This is a genomic window from Nonomuraea sp. NPDC049607 (assembly GCF_040675375.1).
Classification (GTDB): Bacteria; Actinomycetota; Actinomycetes; order Streptosporangiales; family Streptosporangiaceae; genus Nonomuraea.
Genome location: NZ_JBFAOV010000023.1, coordinates 134955 through 156861 on the forward strand (window position 1 = coordinate 134955; position 21907 = coordinate 156861).

At 73.7% G+C, this 21907-nt stretch carries 21 protein-coding genes; 12 read left to right on the forward strand and 9 right to left on the reverse strand.

The annotated features are described in order from the left end of the window. Positions 1 to 10 precede the first annotated feature (10 nt). The 8 genes from AB0J97_RS35150 (at position 11) to AB0J97_RS35185 (ending at position 7423) form a co-directional block, all read left to right on the forward strand. Entirely contained in the window at positions 11 to 307 is a 297-nt protein-coding gene (locus tag AB0J97_RS35150) for a phosphopantetheine-binding protein (RefSeq protein WP_364096902.1), read from the forward strand. Continuing rightward, positions 300 to 1481: a cytochrome P450 gene (locus AB0J97_RS35155; protein WP_364096905.1), complete on the forward strand. Its 1182-nt coding sequence runs from the start codon at positions 300 to 302 to the stop codon at positions 1479 to 1481. The genes AB0J97_RS35150 and AB0J97_RS35155 overlap by 8 nt, the downstream gene beginning before the upstream one ends. Next, entirely contained in the window at positions 1478 to 2752 is a 1275-nt protein-coding gene (locus AB0J97_RS35160) for a condensation domain-containing protein (RefSeq protein ID WP_364096908.1), read from the forward strand. Before AB0J97_RS35155 ends, AB0J97_RS35160 begins: the two co-directional genes overlap by 4 nt. Beyond that, positions 2745 to 4124 (forward strand): amino acid adenylation domain-containing protein, encoded by a 1380-nt coding sequence (locus tag AB0J97_RS35165; protein WP_364096911.1) that lies wholly within the window; start codon positions 2745 to 2747, stop codon positions 4122 to 4124. Before AB0J97_RS35160 ends, AB0J97_RS35165 begins: the two co-directional genes overlap by 8 nt. A 106-nt stretch (positions 4125 to 4230) precedes the next feature. Continuing rightward, a complete protein-coding gene (locus AB0J97_RS35170) occupies positions 4231 to 4830 on the forward strand; it encodes an RNA polymerase sigma factor (RefSeq protein WP_364096914.1) in 600 nt (199 codons plus the stop codon). Next, positions 4823 to 5734, forward strand: a complete 912-nt coding sequence (locus AB0J97_RS35175; protein WP_364096916.1) for a hypothetical protein — start codon at positions 4823 to 4825, stop codon at positions 5732 to 5734. The genes AB0J97_RS35170 and AB0J97_RS35175 overlap by 8 nt, the downstream gene beginning before the upstream one ends. Positions 5735 to 5864: 130 nt before the next feature. Then, positions 5865 to 6425 carry an RNA polymerase sigma factor gene (locus AB0J97_RS35180; protein ID WP_364096919.1) on the forward strand — a complete coding sequence of 187 codons (561 nt, stop codon included), beginning with the start codon at positions 5865 to 5867 and terminating at the stop codon, positions 6423 to 6425. Further along, positions 6422 to 7423 (forward strand): hypothetical protein, encoded by a 1002-nt coding sequence (locus AB0J97_RS35185; protein WP_364096922.1) that lies wholly within the window; start codon positions 6422 to 6424, stop codon positions 7421 to 7423. Before AB0J97_RS35180 ends, AB0J97_RS35185 begins: the two co-directional genes overlap by 4 nt. Positions 7424 to 7478: 55 nt before the next feature. Here the strand turns inward: AB0J97_RS35185 and AB0J97_RS35190 are convergent, their stop codons facing one another. From AB0J97_RS35190 to AB0J97_RS35205, 4 genes are read right to left on the reverse strand one after another with little or no spacing between them, the layout of a single operon-like run. Beyond that, positions 7479 to 8189 carry an SDR family NAD(P)-dependent oxidoreductase gene (locus tag AB0J97_RS35190; protein WP_357705685.1) on the reverse strand — a complete coding sequence of 237 codons (711 nt, stop codon included), beginning with the start codon at positions 8187 to 8189 and terminating at the stop codon, positions 7479 to 7481. A gap of 40 nt (positions 8190 to 8229) precedes the next feature. Beyond that, complete coding sequence (locus tag AB0J97_RS35195) at positions 8230 to 8874, reverse strand: response regulator transcription factor (protein WP_357705684.1); 645 nt, start codon at positions 8872 to 8874, stop codon at positions 8230 to 8232. After that, a complete protein-coding gene (locus tag AB0J97_RS35200; protein ID WP_364096926.1) occupies positions 8838 to 10094 on the reverse strand; it encodes a sensor domain-containing protein in 1257 nt (418 codons plus the stop codon). The genes AB0J97_RS35195 and AB0J97_RS35200 overlap by 37 nt, the downstream gene beginning before the upstream one ends. Then, a complete protein-coding gene (locus AB0J97_RS35205) occupies positions 10091 to 10921 on the reverse strand; it encodes a CPBP family intramembrane glutamic endopeptidase (RefSeq protein WP_364096929.1) in 831 nt (276 codons plus the stop codon). Before AB0J97_RS35205 ends, AB0J97_RS35200 begins: the two co-directional genes overlap by 4 nt. A 198-nt stretch (positions 10922 to 11119) precedes the next feature. Between AB0J97_RS35205 and AB0J97_RS35210 the strand changes: the two genes are divergently transcribed. Beyond that, positions 11120 to 12973, forward strand: coding sequence for a serine hydrolase (locus AB0J97_RS35210; protein ID WP_364096932.1), 1854 nt, complete (start codon positions 11120 to 11122; stop codon positions 12971 to 12973). Positions 12974 to 13038: 65 nt separating this feature from the next. Beyond that, on the forward strand, positions 13039 to 14328 hold the full coding sequence (locus AB0J97_RS35215) for an NAD(P)/FAD-dependent oxidoreductase (protein WP_364096935.1): 1290 nt from the start codon (positions 13039 to 13041) through the stop codon (positions 14326 to 14328). A gap of 10 nt (positions 14329 to 14338) precedes the next feature. Here AB0J97_RS35215 and AB0J97_RS35220 read toward each other — a convergent pair whose 3' ends face one another. The 3 genes from AB0J97_RS35220 to AB0J97_RS35230 form a co-directional block, all read right to left on the reverse strand. Then, positions 14339 to 15322, reverse strand: a complete 984-nt coding sequence (locus AB0J97_RS35220) for a BtrH N-terminal domain-containing protein (protein WP_364096938.1) — start codon at positions 15320 to 15322, stop codon at positions 14339 to 14341. 125 nt (positions 15323 to 15447) lie between these two features. Continuing rightward, entirely contained in the window at positions 15448 to 16908 is a 1461-nt protein-coding gene (locus AB0J97_RS35225; RefSeq protein ID WP_364096941.1) for an MFS transporter, read from the reverse strand. 108 nt (positions 16909 to 17016) lie between these two features. Beyond that, positions 17017 to 17805, reverse strand: a complete 789-nt coding sequence (locus AB0J97_RS35230; RefSeq protein ID WP_364096944.1) for a serine protease — start codon at positions 17803 to 17805, stop codon at positions 17017 to 17019. A 224-nt stretch (positions 17806 to 18029) separates the two neighbouring features. On the opposite strand from AB0J97_RS35230, the gene AB0J97_RS35235 reads away from it, so the two are divergent. Continuing rightward, on the forward strand, positions 18030 to 19094 hold the full coding sequence (locus tag AB0J97_RS35235) for a serine hydrolase domain-containing protein (RefSeq protein WP_364096947.1): 1065 nt from the start codon (positions 18030 to 18032) through the stop codon (positions 19092 to 19094). A 36-nt stretch (positions 19095 to 19130) separates the two neighbouring features. Continuing rightward, the gene (locus AB0J97_RS35240; protein WP_364096950.1) at positions 19131 to 19640 is read left to right on the forward strand and encodes a protein-tyrosine phosphatase family protein; all 510 of its coding nucleotides are present in this window, start codon (positions 19131 to 19133) and stop codon (positions 19638 to 19640) included. A 30-nt stretch (positions 19641 to 19670) separates the two neighbouring features. Here AB0J97_RS35240 and AB0J97_RS35245 read toward each other — a convergent pair whose 3' ends face one another. Together AB0J97_RS35245 and AB0J97_RS35250 are read right to left on the reverse strand one after the other, a co-directional pair. Then, complete coding sequence (locus AB0J97_RS35245; RefSeq protein ID WP_364096953.1) at positions 19671 to 21299, reverse strand: RecQ family ATP-dependent DNA helicase; 1629 nt, start codon at positions 21297 to 21299, stop codon at positions 19671 to 19673. 78 nt (positions 21300 to 21377) lie between these two features. Beyond that, entirely contained in the window at positions 21378 to 21593 is a 216-nt protein-coding gene (locus tag AB0J97_RS35250; protein WP_364096956.1) for a hypothetical protein, read from the reverse strand. Between the last annotated feature and the right edge of the window lie 314 nt (positions 21594 to 21907).

Genomic DNA, 21907 nt, shown 5'->3' on the forward strand with positions numbered 1-21907 from the left:
CGGAGTTGGGATGACCACTGTCACGTCACGGGACGACCTCGAACTGGAATCGGCGTACGAGGCTCCGCGCACCGACATCGAACGGCGGCTGGCCGGCCTGTGGTCGGCCAAACTGCGCGTCGCGCCCGTCGGCATCGAGGACGACTTCTTCGAGCTGGGCGGCGACTCCCTGCTGGCGGCCGACGTGCAGTTCGCGATCGACCGCGAGTTCGGGTTCGAGGTGCCCGCCTGGACGCTGTTCCTGTCGCCGACCATCGCCGAGCTCGCCGAGGTGATCGGCTCGCCGGCCCCCCTCGACCATGCGTGACCTCGCCGACCCCGCCCTGTTCGAGGCGGGCGGGCAGCACCGGACCTGGCGGTGGTTGCGCGAGAACGACCCGGTGCACCGGCACGACCGGGGCTTCTGGTCGGTCACCCGGTACGCCGACGTGGACCGCGTCCTGCGCGACCACACGTGCTTCACCAGCGAGCGCGGCACCCTGCTCAACCTGCTGGGCCGCGACGACCCGGCGGCCGGACGGCAGCTCGCCGCCACCGACCCGCCCGAGCACGACCGGATGCGCGCCCCGCTGCGGAAGGTCATGGACCTGCGCTCGGCCGCGGCCTACGAGCCGTCCGTCATCACCGCGATCACCGGGCTGCTCGCGCCCGGCCTGGACGGGCCGGAGTTCGACCTGGCCGCCGCCGTCCGGGGACTGCCGCTGGCGCTGGCCGGGCCGCTGCTGGGGCTGCCGGACGAGGACCGGCCACGCCTGCTCACCCTGGTCATGGCGGCCAGCGCCGAGGACGACCCCGACTACCAGGTCGCCGGCGACGCGTCCGGGACGCTGCGCCGGGCGCACCGCGAGCTGTTCGCCTACTTCCTGCACCTGGTACGGGAACGCGCCCGCACCCCCGGCGAGGACCTGATCAGCCTGATGTTGTCGCCGGACGGCGGCCGGATGAACCCCGGCACGGCCGTCTCCAACTGCTACAGCCTGCTGCTCGGGGCGAGCGTCACCCTGCCGAACGTGGTCAGCTCCACGGTGTTCGAGCTGGCCCGCGGCGGCGGCTACCGCGCCTGGGCCGGCCGTCCTGAGCTGCTGCGCGACGGGGTCGAGGAGGCGCTGCGCTGGGCGTCGCCCGGCAGCCACTTCATGCGGCACACGACCCGGCCGGTGCGGCTGTCCGGCGTGGACCTCCCGGCGGGCGAGCCCGTGGTCGCCTGGATCGGCTCGGCCAACCGCGACCCCGCCGTCTTCGCCGACCCGGACACCTTCGACCCGGCCCGTACGCCCAACCGCCACCTCGCCTTCGGCAGCGGACATCACTACTGCATCGGATCCCACCTGGCCCGGCTGACGCTGCGGCTGTTCTTCGCGACGCTGTTCGCGACCTTCGCCGACGTCGAGGTGGTCGGCGAACCGGTCCGGGTGCGATCGACCTTCCTCACCGGCTTCAAGAAGCTGATCATCTCGGGGACGCCCAGGAGAGGCCAATGACGACAGAGATCCCGTTCACCTACGCCCAGCGGTTGCTGCTCGGGCTGGAGGAGGCCGTGCCGGGGAGCGTGGTCAACTCGACGTTCATCGTCCGGGCGGCCTACCGCGTGGCGCACGAGGTGGACGCCGATGTGCTGCGCCGGGCCGTGGACGACGTCGTGGCCAGGCACGACGCCCTGCGCACAACCGTGTCGCGCGATCCGGACGGCGGCGTCCGGGCGCGGGTGCACGAAAGCGTCCCGGGGCGCCTGCTGGTGCACGACGTGGACGACGAGGACGCCTTCCTCGCGATGGCCACCGGCTCGGCGTACCCGCCGGAGGAGCCGCCGTTGCTGTGGGTGCACCTGGGCCGGTGCGAGGACGGCACGAGCCTGCTGGTGATCGTCGCCCACCACCTCACCTCCGACGCCTGGTCGCTGCCGCTGCTGGCGCGCGACCTGTCCGACGCCTACACCGCCCGCCTGCGCGGCGGCCCGCCGCCGGGTTCCGGGGTCCTGGGGTACGCCGAGGTCGCCGCCGACGATTTCTCGCCGTCCTGGGAGAGGACGATCGCCGACGCGCTGCCGTACTGGAGGGACCGGCTGGACGGCGTGGCGGAGCTCGCCATGCCGGTGCCGACGCCCGGCAGGCGCGGCGACCAGCGGACGTGCCGCTTCACCGTGCCCGGCCCGCTGTGGCTGCGCCTGGGCCGGGCGGCCCGCCGCCGCCGGACCACGCCGTTCACCCTCCTGCTGACGGCGTTCACCGCGTCGGTCTGGGCGGGGCACGGCGACGCCGTCGTGCCGGTCATCACCGCCGGGCGCAAGCCGTCGGAGTGGTACACGGCCGGGTTCATGCTCAACCTGTTGTGGCTGCGGATCACCACCGACGACCCCGCCGACCTGGACGAGCTGAGCCGCCGGGCCGACGAGGCGTGCCGGGCGGCCTACCGGCACGACGTGCCGCTGCTGCGGGTGCTGCCCGAGGCGCCGGAGCTGGCGGCCGTGGTGTTCGACCCGTCGGAGGTCGTCGAGCGCACCTTCCCGGTGTTCCAGCTCATCCCGAGGACGCCGTTCGCCCCCACCGCCGAGGACCCGGCGCTGCTGCTGACGCCGGTGCCGGAGGAGCGGCAGCCCGCTCCCGTGATGCCCGTGCACCTGCTGTGGTCGATGCGGGTGGACGAGGAGGTGGTCGGCGTCGTCGCCTACGAGGCCGGGATGTTCGGCCTGGACTGGGTGGAGGAGAAGGTCGCCGGGTTCCTGCGCGTGCTGGAGCGGCTGGCCGATGCTTGAGCTCATCGAACCCCACCTGGGCCGCGAGCACACCGCGATCGCCGACCGCGAGGGCGAGCTGTCCTACCGGGACCTGGACCGGCGCAGCGCCGGGCTCGCGCGGGTGCTGCTGGAGGCGGGCCTGCGGCCCGACGAGCCGGTGGTGATCCATGCGCACCTGTCCCGGTGGGCGGTCATCGGCATGCTCGCCGTCCTGCGGGCCGGCGGCCGTTACGTGGCCATCGACGCCGCCTTCCCCTTCCAGCGGCAGCAGGACGTCGCGCAGGCGTGCGGGGCGCGGATCGCGCTCATCGAGCCGGACATGATCGTCCCGCTGACCGGCCCGGCCCTCCGCGTCGAGATGGCCCGTACGGACCTGCCGGACGGGCCGGTGCCCGCCACCTCGGCGCGGCTCGCCTACACCTGCTTCACCAGCGGCTCGACGGGCACGCCGAAGCCCGTCACCGTCTCGCGCGCCGCCTTGGCCTGGTCGACCTCGGCCCGGCTGGCCCACTACGCGTCGCCGGTCACCGGGTTCCTGCTCTGCTCGTCCATCTCGTTCGACAGCTCGGTCGCCGGGATCTACTGGACGCTGGCCTGCGGCGGCAGGCTGGTCATCCCGAGCCAGCGCCCGTCCGACCTGGCCGCCGCCGCGCGCTTCGCCGTCGAGCACCGGCCGTCGCACCTGCTCATGGTGCCGTCGTTCTACGGGCTGGCGCTCCGCAACGGCCTGGCAGACGCGTTCGGGTCGCTCGGCACGGTGATCGTCGCGGGCGAGACGTGCCCGCCCGCGCTGGTCGGGGAGCACTACGCCGCGCTGCCCGGCACGGCCCTGCACAACGAGTACGGCCCCACCGAGTGCACGGTCTGGAGCACGGTCCACCGCTGCGTCCCCGAGGACGCGCAGGCGGCCCGGGTGCCGATCGGCCGCCCGGTCCCGGGGGCGCGCGTGACCATCGCCGCCCCCGGCCCGGACGGCGTCGGCGAGCTGCTGATCTCCGGCCCCGGCCTGGCCGAGGGCCTCGGGGACGCCTACCGCACCGGCGACCTGGTCTCCCGGCGTCCGGACGGGGAGCTGCTGTTCCACGGCCGCGCCGACCACCAGCTCAAGCTGGGCGGCGCGCGGGTGGAACGCGCGGAGATCGAGCACGCCATGGCGGGCTTCCCCGGCGTGCTGGCCGCCGCCGTCGGGGTCGCGCGGACCGGCTCCGACCCCGTGCGGCTCAAGGGCTACCTCGTCACCGACCAGGACCGGATCGACCGCCGGGCGCTGCGCGCGCACCTGCTGGACCGGTTGCCGATCGTGGCCGTCCCGACGGTGTTCCAGCGGCTGGACTCCCTGCCGCGCCTGCCCAACGGCAAGGTCGACCACCAGGCCCTCGACGGCGGCTGACCGCCTCCCGGGAGGATGAGGGGCGTTCCGTACGCGGTCGCCGGGAACCGCTCGCGGCCGGCCAGGCAACAACTGTTGTCCTGATTCATCGCCGAAAGGCCACAAAGTGAGCGCCCCGAACCATCCGGAAGGTGATGACGCCTCCCATGTCCAACGCTCCCTGCACGAGCCGGAGGCCTTCGCGGAGCTGTTCCGCCGGCACGCCTCCGGCATCACCCGGTACGTCACCAGAAGGCTGGGGGCGGACGCCGCGGACGACGTGGTGGCGGAGACGTTCCTGACGGCGTTCAGGCAGCGTGGCCGCTACGACCTGTCCCGTCCGCACGCCCGTCCCTGGTTGTACGGGATCGCCACCAATCTGATGAGCCGCCATGTGCGTACCGAAGTGCACCAGTTGCGCGTGCTCGAACGCACCGGCACGGACCCGGTGACGGCCTCCTTCACCGACCGCAGCGACGACCGGGTGAGCGCCGAGGCGGCCCGCCGCCGCCTGGCCGGGGCGCTGGCGACGCTGCCCGGAGGTCACCGTGACGCGCTGCTGCTGGTGGCGTGGGCCGGGCTGACGTACCCCGAGGTCGCCGAGGCGCTGCACGTACGGGTCGGAACCGTGCGTTCTCGCATCAACCGGGCCAGGGAGAAGTTGCGCGGAGAGCTCGGAGGAGTCAACCCGATGGCCGTCGTCAGCGAGGAGCCCGTCCATGAATGAGATGACCGAGCTCGGACGCCTCCGCTCGGAGGTGCCCGCGCCCACCGCGGAGGCCCTGGCCGCGCAGGAGGACCGCTTCCTGGCCGCGCTGGCCGCGCCGGCCACGCCGGCCACGCCGGCCGAGCAGGAGGACCGCCGTCACGGCGCCTTCCCCGCTTCCCGGCGCGGGCGTCGGGGGCGGCTCCTGTTCGGCGGGCTGCTCGCCGCCGCCGCGCTCGCCGCCGCGGCCGTCCTGGGTCCGGTGCTGGCCGGCCCCGGCGCCCGCCCCACCGCGTACGCCAACTCCGCCATCGGCATCGAACTGCGCGGCGACGAGTACGTGGCCACGATCAAGGACCCGTTCGCCGACCACGCCCTCTACAGCGAGGCGTTCCGGGCGATGGGCCTGGACGTCGCCCTCGACCTGCGGCCCGCCTCCCCCACGGCGGTCGGCGAGGTCTTCCGGCTCGGCTTCAGCGGCACGACCGAGAGCGACCGCATCGGCGGCACCCTGCGCCCGGAGGGCTGCACCCCCGGACGGCCCGGCTGCGCGCTCACCGTCACCGTCTCCAAGGACTTCGGCGGCAAGGGCGTGCTCTACCTGGGCCGCCCCGCCAGGCCCGGCGAGCTGTACCAGAACAACGCGGACGCCGGCCGGAAGGGCGAGGCCCTGGAGGGTTACGTCGTGGACGGCCGCCCGGTCGCCGAGGTGCTGGCCGAGACGCGCAGGCGGGGCCTGGAGGTGACGTTCCAGATCATCGAACCCGCTCCCGGCGGGGACGGCTTCTCGGTGGACCCGCGCGGGCAGTCGGCGAAGGTGGGCGGCCACTGGGTGGTCTGGGCCGCCGAGCCGTACCGGCAGGGCGCGGTACGGCTGCTGGTGTCCGAGAAGCGCGTGCCGAAGAACCCGGTGACCGGCGACTGACCTCACGTCTCCTTGCTCGGGACCCTCGAAGTTCGCCGCGTTTCAGGGCGAAATGATGGCGCATGCGCGCACATAGGCAGAGGTGTCCGAGCAAATGATTCGATGAGGAGATTCGCCATGGGAACCGCCCGTGGATGACGAGCGGCCGGCCAAGTTCGAGGCCGCCTACAACCGGGCCTACGGCCAGATCACCGCCTACGCCGTACGCCGGTGCGACTCGCCTCAGGACGCCGCCGACGTGGTGGCGGAGACCTTCACCGTCGCCTGGCGCCGGGTGGACGAGCTGCCCGAGGGCCCTGAGGCCACCCTCTGGCTGTACGGCGTGGCGCGCAAGGTCCTGGCCAACCATTTCCGGGGCGACAACCGCCGCAGGGAGCGCACGGCCGAGCTCGACGCCGAACTGGCCGACCTGTACGGCCACTCGCCCGACAGCCAGGTCGAGCTGGACGCGATCGGCCGGGCGTTCAGGAGCCTGTCCGACGACGACCGGGAGTTGTTGTCCCTGGTCGCGTGGGAGGGGCTGGAGCGCGAAGAGATCGCGAAGGCGCTGGGCCTGTCGCGCAACGCCGTACGCATCAGGCTGCACCGCGCCCGCAAGCGCCTGTCGCGCGCCCTGGCGTCGGCGGGCGTGCACGTCACCGCAGAGAGCCGGCTGGTCCCGGCGGAGAGGCCGTTGGGAGGAGCGCTGTGAAAAACGCCGAGAACGCTGAGAACACCGAGCGGAACCTGGACGGGATCGAGGCGATCGGGAGGCTGGCCCGGGTCGCGCCCGGTGAGCGGGGAGGCGAGCCGTCCGGCGCGGGGGCGCGGGCGCTGCTGGCCGCGATCACCGCCGAAGAGCCGGGCACAGCACCAGGAACGGCACCGGGAACAGCGCCGGGCTCGGCCCGGCGGGCGCGGCGCGGCGGCCGGCCCGGGCGCTTGGCGTTCGGGCTGGTCGCCGCGGTCGCGCTGGCCGCGGGTGTGGTGACGGTCCCGATCGTGCTGGAGGACGGCGCGCCCAGCTCGTGGGCCGTCAACCTGGACGAGGGGATGGTGACGATCCAGATCCGCGACTTCGACGACGCTCCCGGGCTGGAGAAGCGGCTGAGGGAGCTGGGCGTGCCCGCGCTGGTGGACTACGTGCCCAAGGGCATGACGTGCCGCCGGCCGCGCGGCAAGGACGTGGAGAACATCCCGCGCGGCATCTACAGCCTGCCGGAGAACATCCCGGGCGAGTCCGAGGGCGTGCAGATGCGCATCAACACCAAGCTGTTCGGCCCGGGGCAGACGTTCGTCTGGACCCTCAGCGGAAAGGGCGGCCTGACCAGCACGTATCTGATGGAGGGCCCGGTCGCGCCCTGCGAGCCCGTGCCCCTCCCCACGGTGAAGCAGGAGGAGCCGGAGTTCCGCGGCGTGAGCACCCGCGAGCTGGGCGGTCTGCGGGTGGACGAGAAGACCGTCGGCGAGGTGCTGCCCGAGCTGAGGAAGCTCGGCCGGAAGGTGATCTTCGCGGTCATCACCGTCCCGCCCGGCAACCCGGGAGGGTTCGCCATCGACCACACCCAGAGCACGCCCGTCGGCGACCACTGGGTCGTCTGGGAGGCGGAGCAGAACGCCAAGGGGGTGATCCAGCTGCTCGTGACGGAGGAGCGCCTGGACAAGAACCCCTACTACGGCGGCCCCCGCGACGCGGTCATCAAGGACTGACCGCCGTCCCCTCCGCGCCTGCCGGGATCACCCCCCGAGGCGCGGAGGGCGTCGGTCACCAGGTGAGGGGGCCCTCGGCGTCGAAGTAGCCGCCGGTGGGGCCGTCGGGTCCCACCTGGGCCATGCGGACGATGATCTCGGCGCCCTGCCCGACGGTCTGGTGGCCGCTGTTGCCGTTCAGGTCGGTCCGGGTGAAGCCGGGTTCGACCGCGTTGATCCGCATCTCGGGGAACGCCTTCGCGTACTGAACGGTGATCATGTTGACGGCCGCCTTCGACGCCGGGTACGCCACGCCCCGGTAGTCGTGGCCGACCCTGCCGGGGTCGGCCATCCGGGACAGGGAGGCCAGGCCGCTGCTGACGTTGACGACGACCGGCGCGCCGGATCGCCGCAACAACGGCAGGAACGCGTGCAGCACCCGGACCATGCCGAAGACGTTCGTCTCGAACGTGCGCCGCATCATCTCGGCGGTCAGCTCCGCCGCGCCGGCCACCACGTGGCCGTCCTCCATCTCCACCTGGATGCCGGCGTTGTTGACCAGCACGTCCAGCCCGCCGTCCGCCTCGACGGCCCGTGCCGCCGCCGTCACGGACGCGTCGTCGGTGACGTCCAGCGGCACCGCCCGCGCGCCCAGCCGTTCGGCGGCCGTCCGTCCGCGTCCGGCGTCCCGGCTCGCGACGTAGACGGTGTGCCCCGCCGCGACGAGCCGCCGGGCGGTCTCGAACCCGAGCCCCTTGTTGGCCCCTGTGATCAGTGTCGTCGTCATGGACGCGACGCTAGGAATTCGAGCGCGCTCGAAGTCAAAGTCAGCGTTTGAGGTAGGCGAGGACGGCCAGGACGCGGCGGTTGTCGTCGGCCGAGGGGGCGATGCGGAGCTTGGCGAAGATGTTCGCGGTGTGCTTGGCGACCGCGCTCTCGCTGAAGTGCAGGGTCGCGGCGATGGCGACGTTGGACCGGCCCTCGGCCATCATCTCCAGCACGTCCAGCTCGCGCGGGGTCAGGCTGTCGATCATGCCGCGCGCCTGGCTGCGGGTCAGCAGCTTGGTGATGACCTGCGGGTCCATCACCGTCCCGCCCGCCGCGACCCGGCGGACCGCGTCGACGAACTGGGCGGTGTCGGTGACCCGGTCCTTGAGCAGGTAGCCCACGGCGCCGTCGCCGGTCGCCAGCAGCTCGTTGGCGTAGAGCTGGTCGACGTACTGGGACAGGACCAGGACGGGCAGGCCGGGACGCCGGCGGCGCGCCTCCAGGGCGGCCTGCAGGCCCTCGTCGGTGTAGGTGGGCGGGAGCCGTACGTCCACCACGGCGACGTCCGGCTCGTCCTCCAGCAGCGCCCGCAGCAGGGACGGGCCGTTGTCGACCGACGCCACCACATCGCAGCCGTGTTCGCGCAGAGTCCTGGTCAGCCCGTCCCTCAGCAGGAAGAGGTCTTCGGCGAGGACAACGCGCACGGGATCTCCAGGGTGGCAGTGGTCGGCCCGCCGGGCGGGCTGTGCAGGGTGAGGACGCCGTCGAAGGATTCCAGACGGCGGCGGAGCCCGCGCAACCCGGTGCCCTTCGCGGGGTCGGCGCCGCCCCGGCCGTCGTCGGTGACGGTGACGCGCAGGCGCCCGCCGTCGTGGTCGAGGACGATGGCGACCTCCCGCGCGGCGGCGTGCTTGGCCGCGTTGGCGAGCAGTTCGCCGACCGCGAAGTAGGCCGCCGACTCCACCGGCGAGGGCAGCCGGCCGCTCAGCCGGACGTCCACGCCGACGTCGAGGAAGCTGTCCAGCGCCAGCGACCTGACGGCGTCGCCGAGCCCCCGGTCGGCGAGGACCGGCGGGTGGATGCCGTGCACCAGGTTGCGCAGGTCCTCCAGGGCGCGGGCGGAGGTCTCGGCCACCTCCAGCAGCAGCTTGCGGGCGGCGGCCGGGTCGCTGTCGAGGAGCCGGGTGGCGCTGTCGAGGGTCAGGCCGAGGGACACCAGCCGGGCCTGGGCGCCGTCGTGCAGGTCGCGCTCGATGCGGCGCAGCTCGGCCGCCTGCACGTCGAGCACCTCGGCCCGGGTGTCGGTCAGGTGGGCGATCCGCCGGACCATCTCCGTACGGCGGGGCACCGACAGCAGCCGCCGGGTCCAGCGGCCGTGCAGGCGCAGGATCGGCGGGGCCAGCAGCAGCCCGGCGGCCATGAAGACGACCCCCAGCACGAGGGCCGCCAGCATGGTCGGCGTGTCCTCCACCGGGACGAACGCGTACCAGTTGTCGGGGCCGAGCAGCGGCCACACGAACGGCTGCACCAGCGCGCCGAACCCGCCGTACCAGAGGAAGCCCAGCGGGACGCCGACGAGGAAGCCGCCGACCCACGGCTCCAGCCAGGCCCAGGCCAGGTCCCGCCAGAAACCCTCGGCGGCCAGGATCGCCCCCGCCCGCCTGCGCCTGCTCCATGAGTGGTCGCCGGAGTAGGGCTCGGGCGGGGTGATGCGGGTGCCCGTCCACCGGGTGGCGCGCTCGCGCGAGCGGTCCGACAGCGACCGCAGCGTCGTCGCCCCGGGGACGAGCAGCCAGAAGCCGACGCCGACCGGCAGCAGAAGGAGGGCCAGGACGACGAGCGACCCCACCGCCGACCCCGCCACGGCGAGCAGCCCCGCGAGCTGGCAGCGCGCCACGGCGACCAGCCTCTCCTTCGCCCTCATCGGACGTGGATTCTAGCCGGTGCCCTCCACACCCAGAGCACCGCCGCCAGCAGGCACGACGCGGCGAACAACCTGATCGGCGTGACCGCGCCCGCCTCCTCGTCCATGAACAGCAGCAGGCCGAGGTTGATCAGCGTGTGGAAGCCGCCGGTCAGCAGCAGCCGGTGGGCGCGCACCCGCTCGACGGCCAGCCCCATCACGACCGACATCGCCACCGTCGCCACCAGGAACGCGGCCGCGTACGCCGGCGCCTGGCCGAACACCGGGACGTGCCACGCCCCCCACAACAGGCCCACCACGACCGACGCCGTCAGCGGGCCGGTCCGGCGGCGCAGCAGCGGCTGCAGCAGGCACCGCCAGCCGATCTCCTCGGCGCACGCCCCGACGAGCTGCGCGACCACGATCAGCGCGAACGGGTTGTTCAGCGCCCCAGGAGCGGTGAACCGCGGGTCGCCGGTCAGCAGGCCGTGCGCGCCGACGGCCGCCGCGATGATCAGCGGCGCCGTGACCAGCAACGCCACCCCGGTGGCAGCACCCCACCCGCCGCGCCCGGCGGCCCCGGACGTGCCCTGCGCCCCGGACAGGGCCGTCCGGTCGACCCAGCCCACGGCCCCGGCCAGGGTCTCACGGGCGGTGCGCGGCCACAGCAGGGCGACGACCGCCACGGCCAGGGCCGGGCCGAACTGGGTCAGCTGGATGACCTCGGGCGGGATCGGCGTGCCCGCCTGCGCCGCGCCCAGCAGACCCGCCGCCACGAAGGCGACCGCGGCGAACACCCCGGCCGGCGCCGCGATGCCACGGGCCGTCCCGCGTTCTGTCCTCAGCATGTGTGCTCACATTTTCGTCGAATCGGTAGATACGGGACCACGATGTCGCCCGGCACGAACCCGTTCACTGCATCTGGCCCCCGAGCCGGGGTGGACCTGGATACACCCCCGGCCCGCGCCAGGACCGGTCGCGGTTGGCCCTGGCCGGTCATCTCTGCCAAGATCGCCGTGATTCCCCCGCCTTGACCGAGGAGCCCTGTGGACAGGAGACGTTTTCTCACCCTGACCGGTGTCGCCGGACTGGCGGCCGCCACAGTGCCGGTCGCGGTGCCGGCCACGCCCGCCCTGGCGGCGGCCTACCCGTCCGCGGACGCGGGCCTGACCGCCGAGGCGCACGCCAAGCTGGCCGAGCTGGCTCCCTACGGCGTCACGGCGCTCGCCTTCACCCCGTCCGGCGGGTGGGTCATGGTCACGCAGGACGGGCGGTACTTCGCCCGCGGCATCCCCGACGCCTGCTTCACGGAGCTGGGGGCGCTGCTCAAGGCGGGCCGGAAGGTCAACGCCGTCGCCTTCCCCCCGGAGGGCGGCGACCGCTGGGTGATCACCACCGACAAGGGCGTGTCGGCGCGCGGCCTGCCCGCGGCCTGCCTCAGCCGGATCAAGGCGTTCTACACCGCCGGGCAGCAGGTCGTGGACGTGGCCTTCCCGCCCGCCGGCGGCGACCGCTGGGTGGTCGTCGCCGCGAACGCCTTCCAGGCCAACGGCGTCGACGACGAGTGCTACCAGATGATGCGCAACCTGACCCAGGGCGGCCGCCGGCTGACCCGCGTCGCCTTCCCGAAGGCGGGCGGCTGGGCCCTGGTCGCGCAGGACGAGTTCTACGCCCGCAGCATCCCCGACGCCTGCTTCAAGCAGATGAAGACCGTGGCCGGCGGCGGCTGGCAGCTGCACAACCTGGCCTTCGCGCCCGGCGGCGGATGGGCGCTGTGCTCCCGGGGCAAGGCGCCCGCGCTGCCCGCCGACCGGGTGCGGCAGTTCGAGAACGCGGTCGGCGGCTCGACCGTCTGGCAGCGGATGAGCGCGTACAAGACGCCGGGCCTGGCGGTCGCGGTGGTCGTCGGCAACAAGATCGCCTGGTCCGCCGGCTACGGGCGGCTCGCGGCCGGCGGCGCCGCGGCCGCGCATCCGGAGAGCGCGTTCCAGGCCGCCTCCATCAGCAAGGCCGTGACCGCGGTGGGCGTGCTGCGGCTGCTCCAGGTCCGCAAGATCGCGCTGACCGCCGACGTCCGCCCGCATCTCGGCTGGACGCTGCCGGCCCGCTCCTGCGTCTCGCCGACGGCGGAGCCGACCGTCGAGCAGCTCCTGACGCACCGGGCCGGGATCGTCGGGCGCGGCTCCACCTCGCCCGCCGGGGCCTGCTCCGGCTTCGACTCCTCCGGCGGCGGCTTCGCCGGGTACGGCGCCTCCGCCACGGTCCCGTCGCTGCTCCAGGTCATGAACGGCGAGGGCAACTCCCCCAAGATCGAGCTGTCCACGGAACCGGGCGCCGAGTACCACTACTCCGGAGCCGGGTACGTGCTGCTGCAGCGCATGGTGGAGGAGCTGACCGGCACGTCGCTGGCCGACTACATGAGCCAGGAGGTGTTCGCCCCGCTGGGGATGGCGGGCAGCTCGTACGCGCTCTCCCCCGCCTTCGAGCTCGCCTCCGGCCACACCTCCACCGGGACGGTGATCCCGGGCGGCCACAACCGCTACCCCGAGTCGGCCGCCGCCGGCCTGTACACGAACGTGCTCGACCTGTGCCGCCTGATGTCGTACCTCAACCGGGCCTGGACCGCCACCGGCGACATCGCCGGCCCGCTCAGCCGCGCGTCCGTGCGTACGCTGCTCACCCAGGGCCCGCAGCCCGGGATGGGACGCGGGCTGTTCATCGCCGGCTCCGGCACCCAGAACTTCTCCTACACCCACGACGGCTCGAACTACGGCTTCAAGTCGGTCTTCAAGGGCTATCCGGAGCTGGGCGCGGGCTACGCCGTCCTGTCCAACGGCAACGACACGGCGCTGGTCAACGAGGTCGCCGCGGCCGTCAGGTCGGTCTACGGCTGGGCGTAGGGCCTTCCCCGCCCTGACCGGCGGCCGGTCGTCTGACCTGCGGAGTCGTGGGTAGGGGTCCTGACATGGACAACGAACGGGGAACGTCGGGGGCCGTCATCGTCGTGGGGGCCGGGATGGCAGGGCTGGCCTGCGCGGTGCGGCTGCACGAGGCGGGCGTGCCGGTACGGGTGCTGGAGGCGTCCGACGGGGTGGGCGGCCGGGTGCGCACCGACGTCGTGGACGGCTTCCGGCTGGACCGCGGCTTCCAGGTGTTCAACACCGCCTATCCCGAGGCCCGCCAGGTGCTCGACCTGGACGCGCTCGACCTGCGCCCGTTCGCCTCAGGCCTGATCGTCCAGGGGACGAGGGCGCGGGCCAGGGTGATGCTGCCGTGGCGGCACCCGCTGCACGCGCTGAGCGGGCTGCTGACCGGCCTCGGCACGCCGCGCGACGACGCCGTGCTCGCCGCGATCACGGCCCGCGACCTGGTCCTGCCGGCGTCCAGGCTGCGCGGCGGGCCGGACCGGCGTACCGACGACGAGCTGCGTGCCTGGGGCATGTCCGAGCGGATGATCGACTGCCTGATGCGTCCCTTCCTGGCCGGGGTGCTCCTGGAACGCGATCTGGAGACCTCCAGCCGGATCTTCCACCTGTTCTGGCGGTCGTTCGCGCGCGGGACCATCGCGCTGCCCGCCCTCGGCATGGGGCAGATCCCGCGCCAGCTCGCCCTCCGGCTGCCGCCGGGCGCCGTCACGTTCGGCGCGCGCGTCACCGAGGTCACCTCCGGCGGCGTGCGGCTCGCGGACGGCTCCACGGTCGGGGGCCGCGCGGTGGTGGTGGCCGCCGACCCGCCGGCCGCGGGCCGCCTGCTGAGGGAGATCGACACGCCGGAGATGCGTGCGGTGACCACCTTCTACCACGCCGCGCCCCGCTCCCCCATGCGCGAGCCGATCCAGGTCATCGACGCCACCGGGGCCGTCGCCGACACCCTGGTCCTCACGGACGCGGCCCCCGGGTACTCCGCGGACGGGCGGGCGCTGGTGTCCACGTCGGTCCTGGGGGTGGCCGACGACGAACGTCCGGTGCGCCGGCGCCTGACCGAGATCTACGGCGACACCTCCGGCTGGGAGCACGTGGCGACGTACCAGGTGCCTGCGGCGCTGCCGGCGATGCGGCCGCCGTACCCGCTGCGCAAGCCGGTACGGCTGCGCGCCGGGCTGTACGTGTGCGGCGACCACCGCGACACCGGCTCCCTCCAGGGGGCGCTGGTCTCCGGCCGGCGCGCGGCCGACGCCGTGCTCACCGACCTCGCGTCCCTGGATCTGTCGCTGGGCGCCGACCGTTTCACCGCCGTCGATCGCGCGACGCTCTAGCGGCCCGGGGTCACAGCTCGCGCAGTGCCAGCATGGCGTCCCGCTCGATGCGCGCGAGGTCGCGCAGGACGGCCCCGGCCTGCTCCAGGTACGCCGCGTCGCGCCCCTCCCCGGCCTTGGCGACCAGGGCGGACACGTCCGTCCACAGGGCGGCGGCCTCGGCGTACAGGCGGTGGCCGGCGCGCAGGCGGTCGTCGTCGACGAACGTGGCGCACTCGGCGAGGAAGTCCCGGTACAGGGCGCGGAACAGGCCGCCGCCGGTGCCGCCCTTCTCCATGAGGAGCGCGGCCTGCGGCAGGTCCCGCGCGGGCTCGCCGGCGCGGGACAGCCAGGTGGGCACCAGGCGGGCGGCCTTGTCGATGCCGCGGTGGCCCAGGTTGGCGATGGGCGCGGCGAGGAACGCCTCGGCGCACGTCCTGATCGCCGGGACGGCCCGCTCCCGCCAGGCGGGCGGGCCGTCCGGCAGGGCGAGGGTGAAGGAACGGTTCCTGGCGGTCATCGGGCCGCGTTCGGACCGCGCCGCCGCCAGGCTGTCCCGGCTCGTACGCACGGCGCCGCCCTGCTGCGCGGTGTCCACCAGGTACGCCTGCCGCTCGTCGTAGCCGTACATGGCGACGACGTGGCCGCCGAAGTGCACCTTCGTACCGAAGTACTCCAGGTGGTGGCAGTCGAGCTGGAGGCCGACCGGCAGGCCGTCGTCGATGCGGGCGGCCACGTTCTCCCATGCCTTGCGGGCCGAGCCGGTCTCCTCCACGCGCAGGGTCAGCCCGAGCCTGCCGGCCAGGTTCCTGGTGAGCTCGAACGGCTTGACCCGGCCGCCCATGAACGGGAAGTCCATGCCCTTGGCGTCCCAGTAGACGAAGGACAGGCCCGAGCCGAGCCCGAACAGCATGGGCTCGGACAGGTCGAGCCCCTGGTGCCGCAGCAGCACTCCCAGTGCCGTCGTCTCGCAGTGCTCCAGGCCGCGAGCCTCGATGCCTTCCACGATGGTCATGCGTCGCTCTCCTCGATGGCCGGGTCGATCAGCGTGCGCGGGGCCGCCGGCCGGTCCGTGCCCCGCGAGCAGCATGACGCCTCCCACGGGGGGAGAGTCCACCGTCCCGGCCGCGTGGCCCCGTCCTACGGCTGCGCCCGGTCCGTACGGCCGGCCGCGCGGGCGGTGAGGGCGCCGGTGGCGCAGACGGCCGCGAAGCCGAACAGCACGTACCGGGCGGAGTCGAGCATCGAGGCGCCGCCGAGGTTGACCAGGATCCCGGCGACCGCCGTGCCGAACGCGATCGACAGGCTGGTCACGGTGGCGATCGCCGCGGCGGCCCGCCCGCCCTCCTCCGGATCCCGCGTGCTGGTCATCACGGCCACGGACAGGTGCGGGTAGGCGAGGCCGATCCCAGCCCCGGCGGCGAACAGCACCGGCACCCAGACCAGCACCAGCCATCCCGGCGTGTCCGCACGCTGCACCAGCCCCTGGACGAGGAGTCCGGCCGCGAGCAGCATCGGGCCGAGCACCCGCAGCCGCCGCACGGCGCGCCGCCCGGTCACGGACGAGCTGCCGATCTGGGTCGTCGACCAGCCGAGCGAGACGGCCGCGGCGAAGAACCCGGCCACCAGCGGCGGCAGCCCGGCCAGCCGCTGCCCGAACAGCGGCAGGAACGACTCGACCGCGACCCCGAAGGTCAGCACCCCGATCGTCAGGTAGGCCCACTTCAGCGACGATCCCCGCCGGTACGTCGCCTCCGGGAAGACCCGGCGCCCGCTGCGCCGCTCATGGACGACGAACCCGCCCGCGAACAGCAGCGCCAGGGCGAGGACGGCGGCCTTGGCGGGCGTCCCGGCCACGACCGCCGCCACGCTGACCGCCCCGGCGGCCGCCGTCACCAGCACCAACGACGCCACCGGCACCGCACCCGGCGCCCCGCGCTCGCCGCGCTCCCCGCGCCCGTCGCGCGGCAGGGCGCGGGGGACGATCGCGCCGCAGCCGACCCCGATCACCGCCATCGCCGCGAACGCCGGCCGCCACGCCCCGAACTGGGCGAACAGCCCGCCGAGCGCCGGGCCGGCGAAGTTGCCGACGCCGTACATCGCCGACATGAGGGCGGTGCCGCGCGTCCAGAGCCGGGACGGCAGCGCCGACCGGATGACGGCGAACCCGAGCCCCGACAGCAGCCCGGCGCCGAGCCCCTGGACCCCCCTGGACACCAGCAGCACCGCCATCGCCGGGCTCACCGCGCAGGCCAGCGAGCCCACGGTGAACGTGGCGAACCCGGCGAGGTAGGAGCCGACGTTCCCCCACGTCGACAGCGACCGGGCGGTGAGCATCGTCGCGATTACCATGGCGACCAGGTAGACCGTCATGTTCCAGGCGTAGAAGCTCGCCCCGCCGAGCTCGGCCACCGCGGTCGGCAGCAGGCTCGCCGCCAGGTAGATGTTGATCGCCCCGGCGAGCACGCCCCCGGCCAGCACGACCGCGGCCCCCAGATGCTCCCGTCCCAGCAACTCCCCCCAGCCGGCGGCGACGTGCCCTGTCGGAGGGGCGGTGGCGGGCCGGCGGCCGCCGGGCTGTTCGTCGTGGTCAGCACTCATGACTTCAAGGCTGTCGTTGAACCGTTCCCGGAAGCTTTCGCCCGAGCGCCGCGGACGACGCTGGACGGGCGGGCGGGCAACCCTCAACCGCCGGGCGAACCCGTCGCGTCAGCTGTACGTGCGCATCGTCCTGCTGATCCACTCCGCGTACGCCGGCACGTTGGTGTACAGACCAGGACCTTCCGCGCAGGACGGGCTCTTGGCGCCGGGGCCCGAGGTGACGCCGATGAGCTCCCACCGGTCTCCCCGGCCCCGGCGCAGCTGCGGGGAGCCGGAGTCGCCGTTGCACGCCATGGCCTTGGGCACCCGGCTTACCGTGCACAACCGGGTGCCGCCCGCGAACCCGGGCCCGCACTCGGACTTCGCGCCCCTGCGCGTGTCCAGCTCGTTGAGCCGCGGGGACATCTTCCAGCGGGCCGGATCGCGCTCGGCCACGGTGACACCGAAGCCGATGATCCGGGTCGGGGTGCCGGGCCGTCCCGGCTGCGCGGCGATCGGGACGGGCCGCCGGCCGACCGGGCGGTCCAGGCGGACCAGGGCGATGTCGTTCCTGTTGGGCGTGTGCTGGGAGTAGCGGGGGTGGAGCACGGCCTGGGCGATCCCGCGCACCTCTCCGCCGGACGTCCGCCGGTCGCTCCCGACGCGGACGGTCCCCTTCGGGATCGACCCGATCTCCATGTCCAGGCAGTGGGCCGCGGTCACCACCCACTGCGGGGCGATCAGCGCCGCTCCGCACACGCCGTCCGTGAGCCCCATGGCCGGGGCCGAGATCGGGATCGAGGCCATGAACGGGTACGCCTCCGTGGCCTTCGTCCCGTTGATGATCGCTCCGGCGCTGCCGGCGGTGGCGGCGAGACAGGCGGCGCCCGCCACGACGACGACAGCGGAACGGGTCACGACACGACGCAGGGATTTATTACCGAACAACAGATATATCCATTTCAGTGGGCGATTCGTATGAAATGACGCTATCTGCGAAGAATCCGGCCGGGTCAGTACGCCAGCACGCCAACCGGTGGTAGGGACAACCCCCTGCGCGGCGCGGGGCTGTGGTTTTCCGCAGGGGGACTGGGCGGAGCACCGCATTCCGCCGTGGAGCCGATCTTCCTAACGTTGACCGCATGATGCAGACGATGATGAACGTGCTGGTGGCGGCGACGATGGCGGCGGGGAGCCAGGGCGCCGGAGTGGGCCCCGAGCTGGAGAGGATCGTGACGGGACAGGGCGCGACGGCCGCCCTGGCGCGGGTCACCGACGGCGGCCGCACCTGGTCGGGCTCGGCGGGCGTCCGCGACGTCGAGCGCGGCGGACGCCCCTCGCCCAACGGCTACTTCCGGATCGGCAGCGTGACCAAGACCTTCGTCGCCACGGTGGTGCTCCAGCTCGTGGACGAGGGCAAGCTGAAGCTGGACGACCCGATCGACGCCCACCTGCCCGGCCTGGTCCCCGGCGGCGGCCGGATCACGGTCCGCAGCCTCCTCGACCACACCAGCCACCTGTACGACTACATGAGCGAGCCCGGCTACTCCACCAACCGCTGGCGCGGCGAGGCCCGCTTCCGCTCCTACCGGCCGGCCGAGCTGCTCAAGGTGGCCTTCGCCAAGAAGCTCCCCGACGACGGCAAGTGGCACTACTCCAACACCAACTACGTGGTGCTCGGCCTGCTGGTGGAGAAGCTGACCGGCCGCCCGTACGGCGAGGAGGTCACCCGCCGGATCCTGCGCCCGCTGGGGCTGCGCCACACGCTGGTCCCCGGCGACCGGGCGGGGGTGCCGTCCCCGCACGCCAAGGGGTACGAGCCGATGCCCGCCCTCGTGGACGCCACCCGCATGAACCCCTCGCTGGACTGGGCCGCGGGAGAGATGATCTCGACCGCCGCGGACCTGGAGCGGTTCATGTCCGCCCTGCTGGGCGGCAAGTTGACCAGCGCCGCGTCGCTGAAGGCCATGCGCACGACCGTCGAGACGGGCGCCGGGTTCGGCTACGGGCTCGGGCTCCAGGCGTACGCGCTGCCGTGCGGCACGGTGTGGGGGCACAGCGGGGAGCTGATCGGGTACCTGACGTTCGCGTTCCGCTCGGACTCGGGCAAGTCGCTGACCCTGTCGCTCAACCCCTCGACCAGGAACCCGTCCACGGAGGAGATCATGGGCATGGCCGTCAAGGTATTCTGCGGGACCGCGGGCTGAGATCAGGGCGGCCCCCGAGATCACGAGGAGGTTCCCTTGGCAGGTCCGACGGAGAGCGTGGCCGGCGAGCCGCCGCTCCTGGGCTCCTTCCGGCTCCCGGACGGCTCCTGGGTCCGCGGCCGGGGCCTGCGCCACCCGCTGCCCGAGGGCCCGGCGCCCGGCTTCGGCCTCTACCTCGGGTCGGCGCGGCTGGCCCGCCGTCATGAGGACGGGCTGCGCTGGCCGCACGCGTGGATCGAGTGGCCCGACTTCCTCCTGCCCCGCGACCGGGACGCCGCCGTGGAGGCGATCCGCGGCCTGCACCGGCGGGCGCGGGAGGGCACGGCGGTGGAGGTGGCGTGCGGGGGCGGCGTGGGCCGCACCGGCACGGTCGTCGCCTGCCTCGCCGTCCTGGCCGGCATCGATCCGGCCGACGCCGTCGCCTGGACGCGCGAGCACCACCACCCCCGGGCGGTGGAGACCCCGTGGCAGCGCCGCTGGATCCAGCGTTTCCCCCGGCCCGTCCGCCCGGAGCCGGGCGACCGGGGGCCCGCGCCGCACCGCTGACCCGGCGGTCCGGGGCGCCGGGGGATGGCCTCAGCGTCCCTTCGTCGGCGGGGAGTCCGTCAGGAGGCCCTCTTCGAGGACCAGGTCGAGCTGGAGTTCCCGGTATCCGGCGTCCTCGAACAGGACCGTCAGGCGGTCCTCGCCGCGCTGGATGACCTGGCCCGGCCCCCACGCGCGGTGTTCCACCCGGGCGTGCAGCGGGAAGGGGCCGGTCTCCTGGGGCGCCTGCCCGGCGGTCCCGGCGCGGCAGTTGTCGCAGTTGCCGCAGTTCTCGGCGAGCTCCTCGCCGAAGTAGCCGAGCAGGAAACGCCGGCGGCAGTCGGTGGTCTCGGCGTAGCGGCGCATCATCTCCAGGCGGCTGCGGTCGACGTCCCGGCGGCGCTCGGCCAGTTCCCTGGCGCGGCTCGCCGCCGCCCGCGGGTCGAGGCCGGGCACGGGATCGACCCTGCGGGTGCCGAGCCGTACCGCGCCCGCTCTCTCCAGCAGGTCCAGCAGGGCCGTCAGGCGGCGCGCCGACAGCCCGGCGCGTTCCGCCAGCGCCTTGCGTTCACTGCCGGGGCCGGACTCCGCGACCGCCTCGGCGACCCGCGCCAGCTTCTCCTCGTCGGGCACGCCGCCGGTGAAGAACCGCTGCACCCCCAGGTCCTCGGGCCGGTAGAAGAGCACGGCCGCGGCCGGCTCGCCGTCCCTGCCCGCCCGGCCGATCTCCTGGTAGTACGCGTCCGGCGAGCCGGGGATCTCGGCGTGCAGGACGAAACGTACGTCCGGTTTGTCGATGCCCATGCCGAAGGCGTTGGTCGCGACCACGACGTCCAGGTCACCGGCCATGAACCGGCCGTGCACCTCGTCCCGCTCGGCCCTGCGCAGGCCGGCGTGGTAGGCGGCGGCCCGGACGCCGGCCTCGGCCAGCAGCCCGCTCAGGCGGCCGGTCTGCCTGCGCGAGGTCGTGTAGACGATGCCGGGCTTCTGCGCCGCCACGACGGTCGCGACGATGTCGTCCGCCGGGTCGTCCAGCGCCCGGCGCACCTCCAGCGAGATGCCGGGCCGGTCGAACCCCTGGACGATCTCCACCGGCGCGCGCATGCCCAGCCGCTCGGCGATCTCCGCCCGTACCGGCGGCGCGGCGGTCGCCGTCAGGGCCGCGACGACCGGACGGCCGAGCGCGTCGGCCACCGAGCCGAGCCGCAGATAGTCGGGGCGGAAGTCGTGCCCCCAGGCCGAGACGCAGTGGGCCTCGTCCACCACCATGAGCGAAGGGGCGGCGGCGGCCAGCTCGCTCAGGACGTCGGGACGGGCGAGCTGCTCCGGCGCGCAGAACAGGAACTCCGTCTCCCCTGCCCGCAGCGCCTGGAACAGCTCCGACCGCTCGCTCGCGCGCGTCCCCGCGTTGAGACTGACGGCCTCCTCGTCGCGGTCGCGCAGGGCCTCGACCTGGTCGCGTTGCAGGGCGACGAGCGGCGAGACCACCAGGGTCGGGCCGCTCAGGAGCAGCGCCGGCACCTGGTAGACGGCCGACTTGCCGCTTCCGGTCGGCATCACCACCAGTGTGTCCCGGCCCTCGGCCAGGGCCGTCATCGCTCGTAGCTGGCCGGGCCGCAGGTCGGTCAGGCCGAGCGCCTTCCTGGCCACCCGCTCGCATTCCGCCGCTGTGTCGCGCATCCGGTCCTCTCCGGTCGGGGAGACCGTCCCTCCTGCCCCGCCATCGGCCTTCGCATGCGCGATCTCATGAACGGCGGGTCATCGGGGCGGTAGCCGGAGCTCGAAGACGACGCGGTCCACGCCGGGACCGTCGTGGTCCGGGACGGGCCCGGTGACGGTGAAGCCCGTCGTGGCGTGGAAGGCGACGGACGCGCTGTTGACCGGCGAGGTGATCGCCTTGACCCGGTCGCGCCCGTCGGCCGCCTGTCCAGCGGCGGCGGGCGGCGACCGCTGATGTCGGTTTCTGAGCGGCACGATCTCAACCTCCCGCCGAACGGCGACGATCACAGGTCCGACCTCACACCTTCTCCAGGCATACATCTCCGGCAGATGTCTGTCCACAGCCGGTCGCACCTCCGATGTCTCCGGAGGTCCGAGTTAGGAAAGTTTCCTAAACTTGGATCGTTCCAAGATCGATAACCTGTTGACGGGTGTGACTCCCTGTGGGAACACGATGAAAAGCCGCTCACCCCCCAGGAGCCACCCGATGAACCTGTGGAAGTCCCGGTTGTGCGTCCTCGCGCTGGTCGCGGGCATGCTGGCCGTACCCGCCGGCCCAGCCGACGCCG

Coding starts and splice junctions, on each gene's coding strand:
- AB0J97_RS35150 (WP_364096902.1), top strand. CDS start 11: ATGACCACTGTCACGTCACGGGACGACCTCGAACTGGAATCGGCGTAC.
- AB0J97_RS35155 (WP_364096905.1), top strand. CDS start 300: ATGCGTGACCTCGCCGACCCCGCCCTGTTCGAGGCGGGCGGGCAGCAC.
- AB0J97_RS35160 (WP_364096908.1), top strand. CDS start 1,478: ATGACGACAGAGATCCCGTTCACCTACGCCCAGCGGTTGCTGCTCGGG.
- AB0J97_RS35165 (WP_364096911.1), top strand. CDS start 2,745: ATGCTTGAGCTCATCGAACCCCACCTGGGCCGCGAGCACACCGCGATC.
- AB0J97_RS35175 (WP_364096916.1), top strand. CDS start 4,823: ATGAATGAGATGACCGAGCTCGGACGCCTCCGCTCGGAGGTGCCCGCG.
- AB0J97_RS35190 (WP_357705685.1), bottom strand. CDS start 8,189: ATGACGACGACACTGATCACAGGGGCCAACAAGGGGCTCGGGTTCGAG.
- AB0J97_RS35200 (WP_364096926.1), bottom strand. CDS start 10,094: ATGAGGGCGAAGGAGAGGCTGGTCGCCGTGGCGCGCTGCCAGCTCGCG.
- AB0J97_RS35205 (WP_364096929.1), bottom strand. CDS start 10,921: ATGCTGAGGACAGAACGCGGGACGGCCCGTGGCATCGCGGCGCCGGCC.
- AB0J97_RS35215 (WP_364096935.1), top strand. CDS start 13,039: ATGGACAACGAACGGGGAACGTCGGGGGCCGTCATCGTCGTGGGGGCC.
- AB0J97_RS35220 (WP_364096938.1), bottom strand. CDS start 15,322: ATGACCATCGTGGAAGGCATCGAGGCTCGCGGCCTGGAGCACTGCGAG.
- AB0J97_RS35225 (WP_364096941.1), bottom strand. CDS start 16,908: ATGAGTGCTGACCACGACGAACAGCCCGGCGGCCGCCGGCCCGCCACC.
- AB0J97_RS35235 (WP_364096947.1), top strand. CDS start 18,030: ATGATGCAGACGATGATGAACGTGCTGGTGGCGGCGACGATGGCGGCG.
- AB0J97_RS35245 (WP_364096953.1), bottom strand. CDS start 21,299: ATGCGCGACACAGCGGCGGAATGCGAGCGGGTGGCCAGGAAGGCGCTC.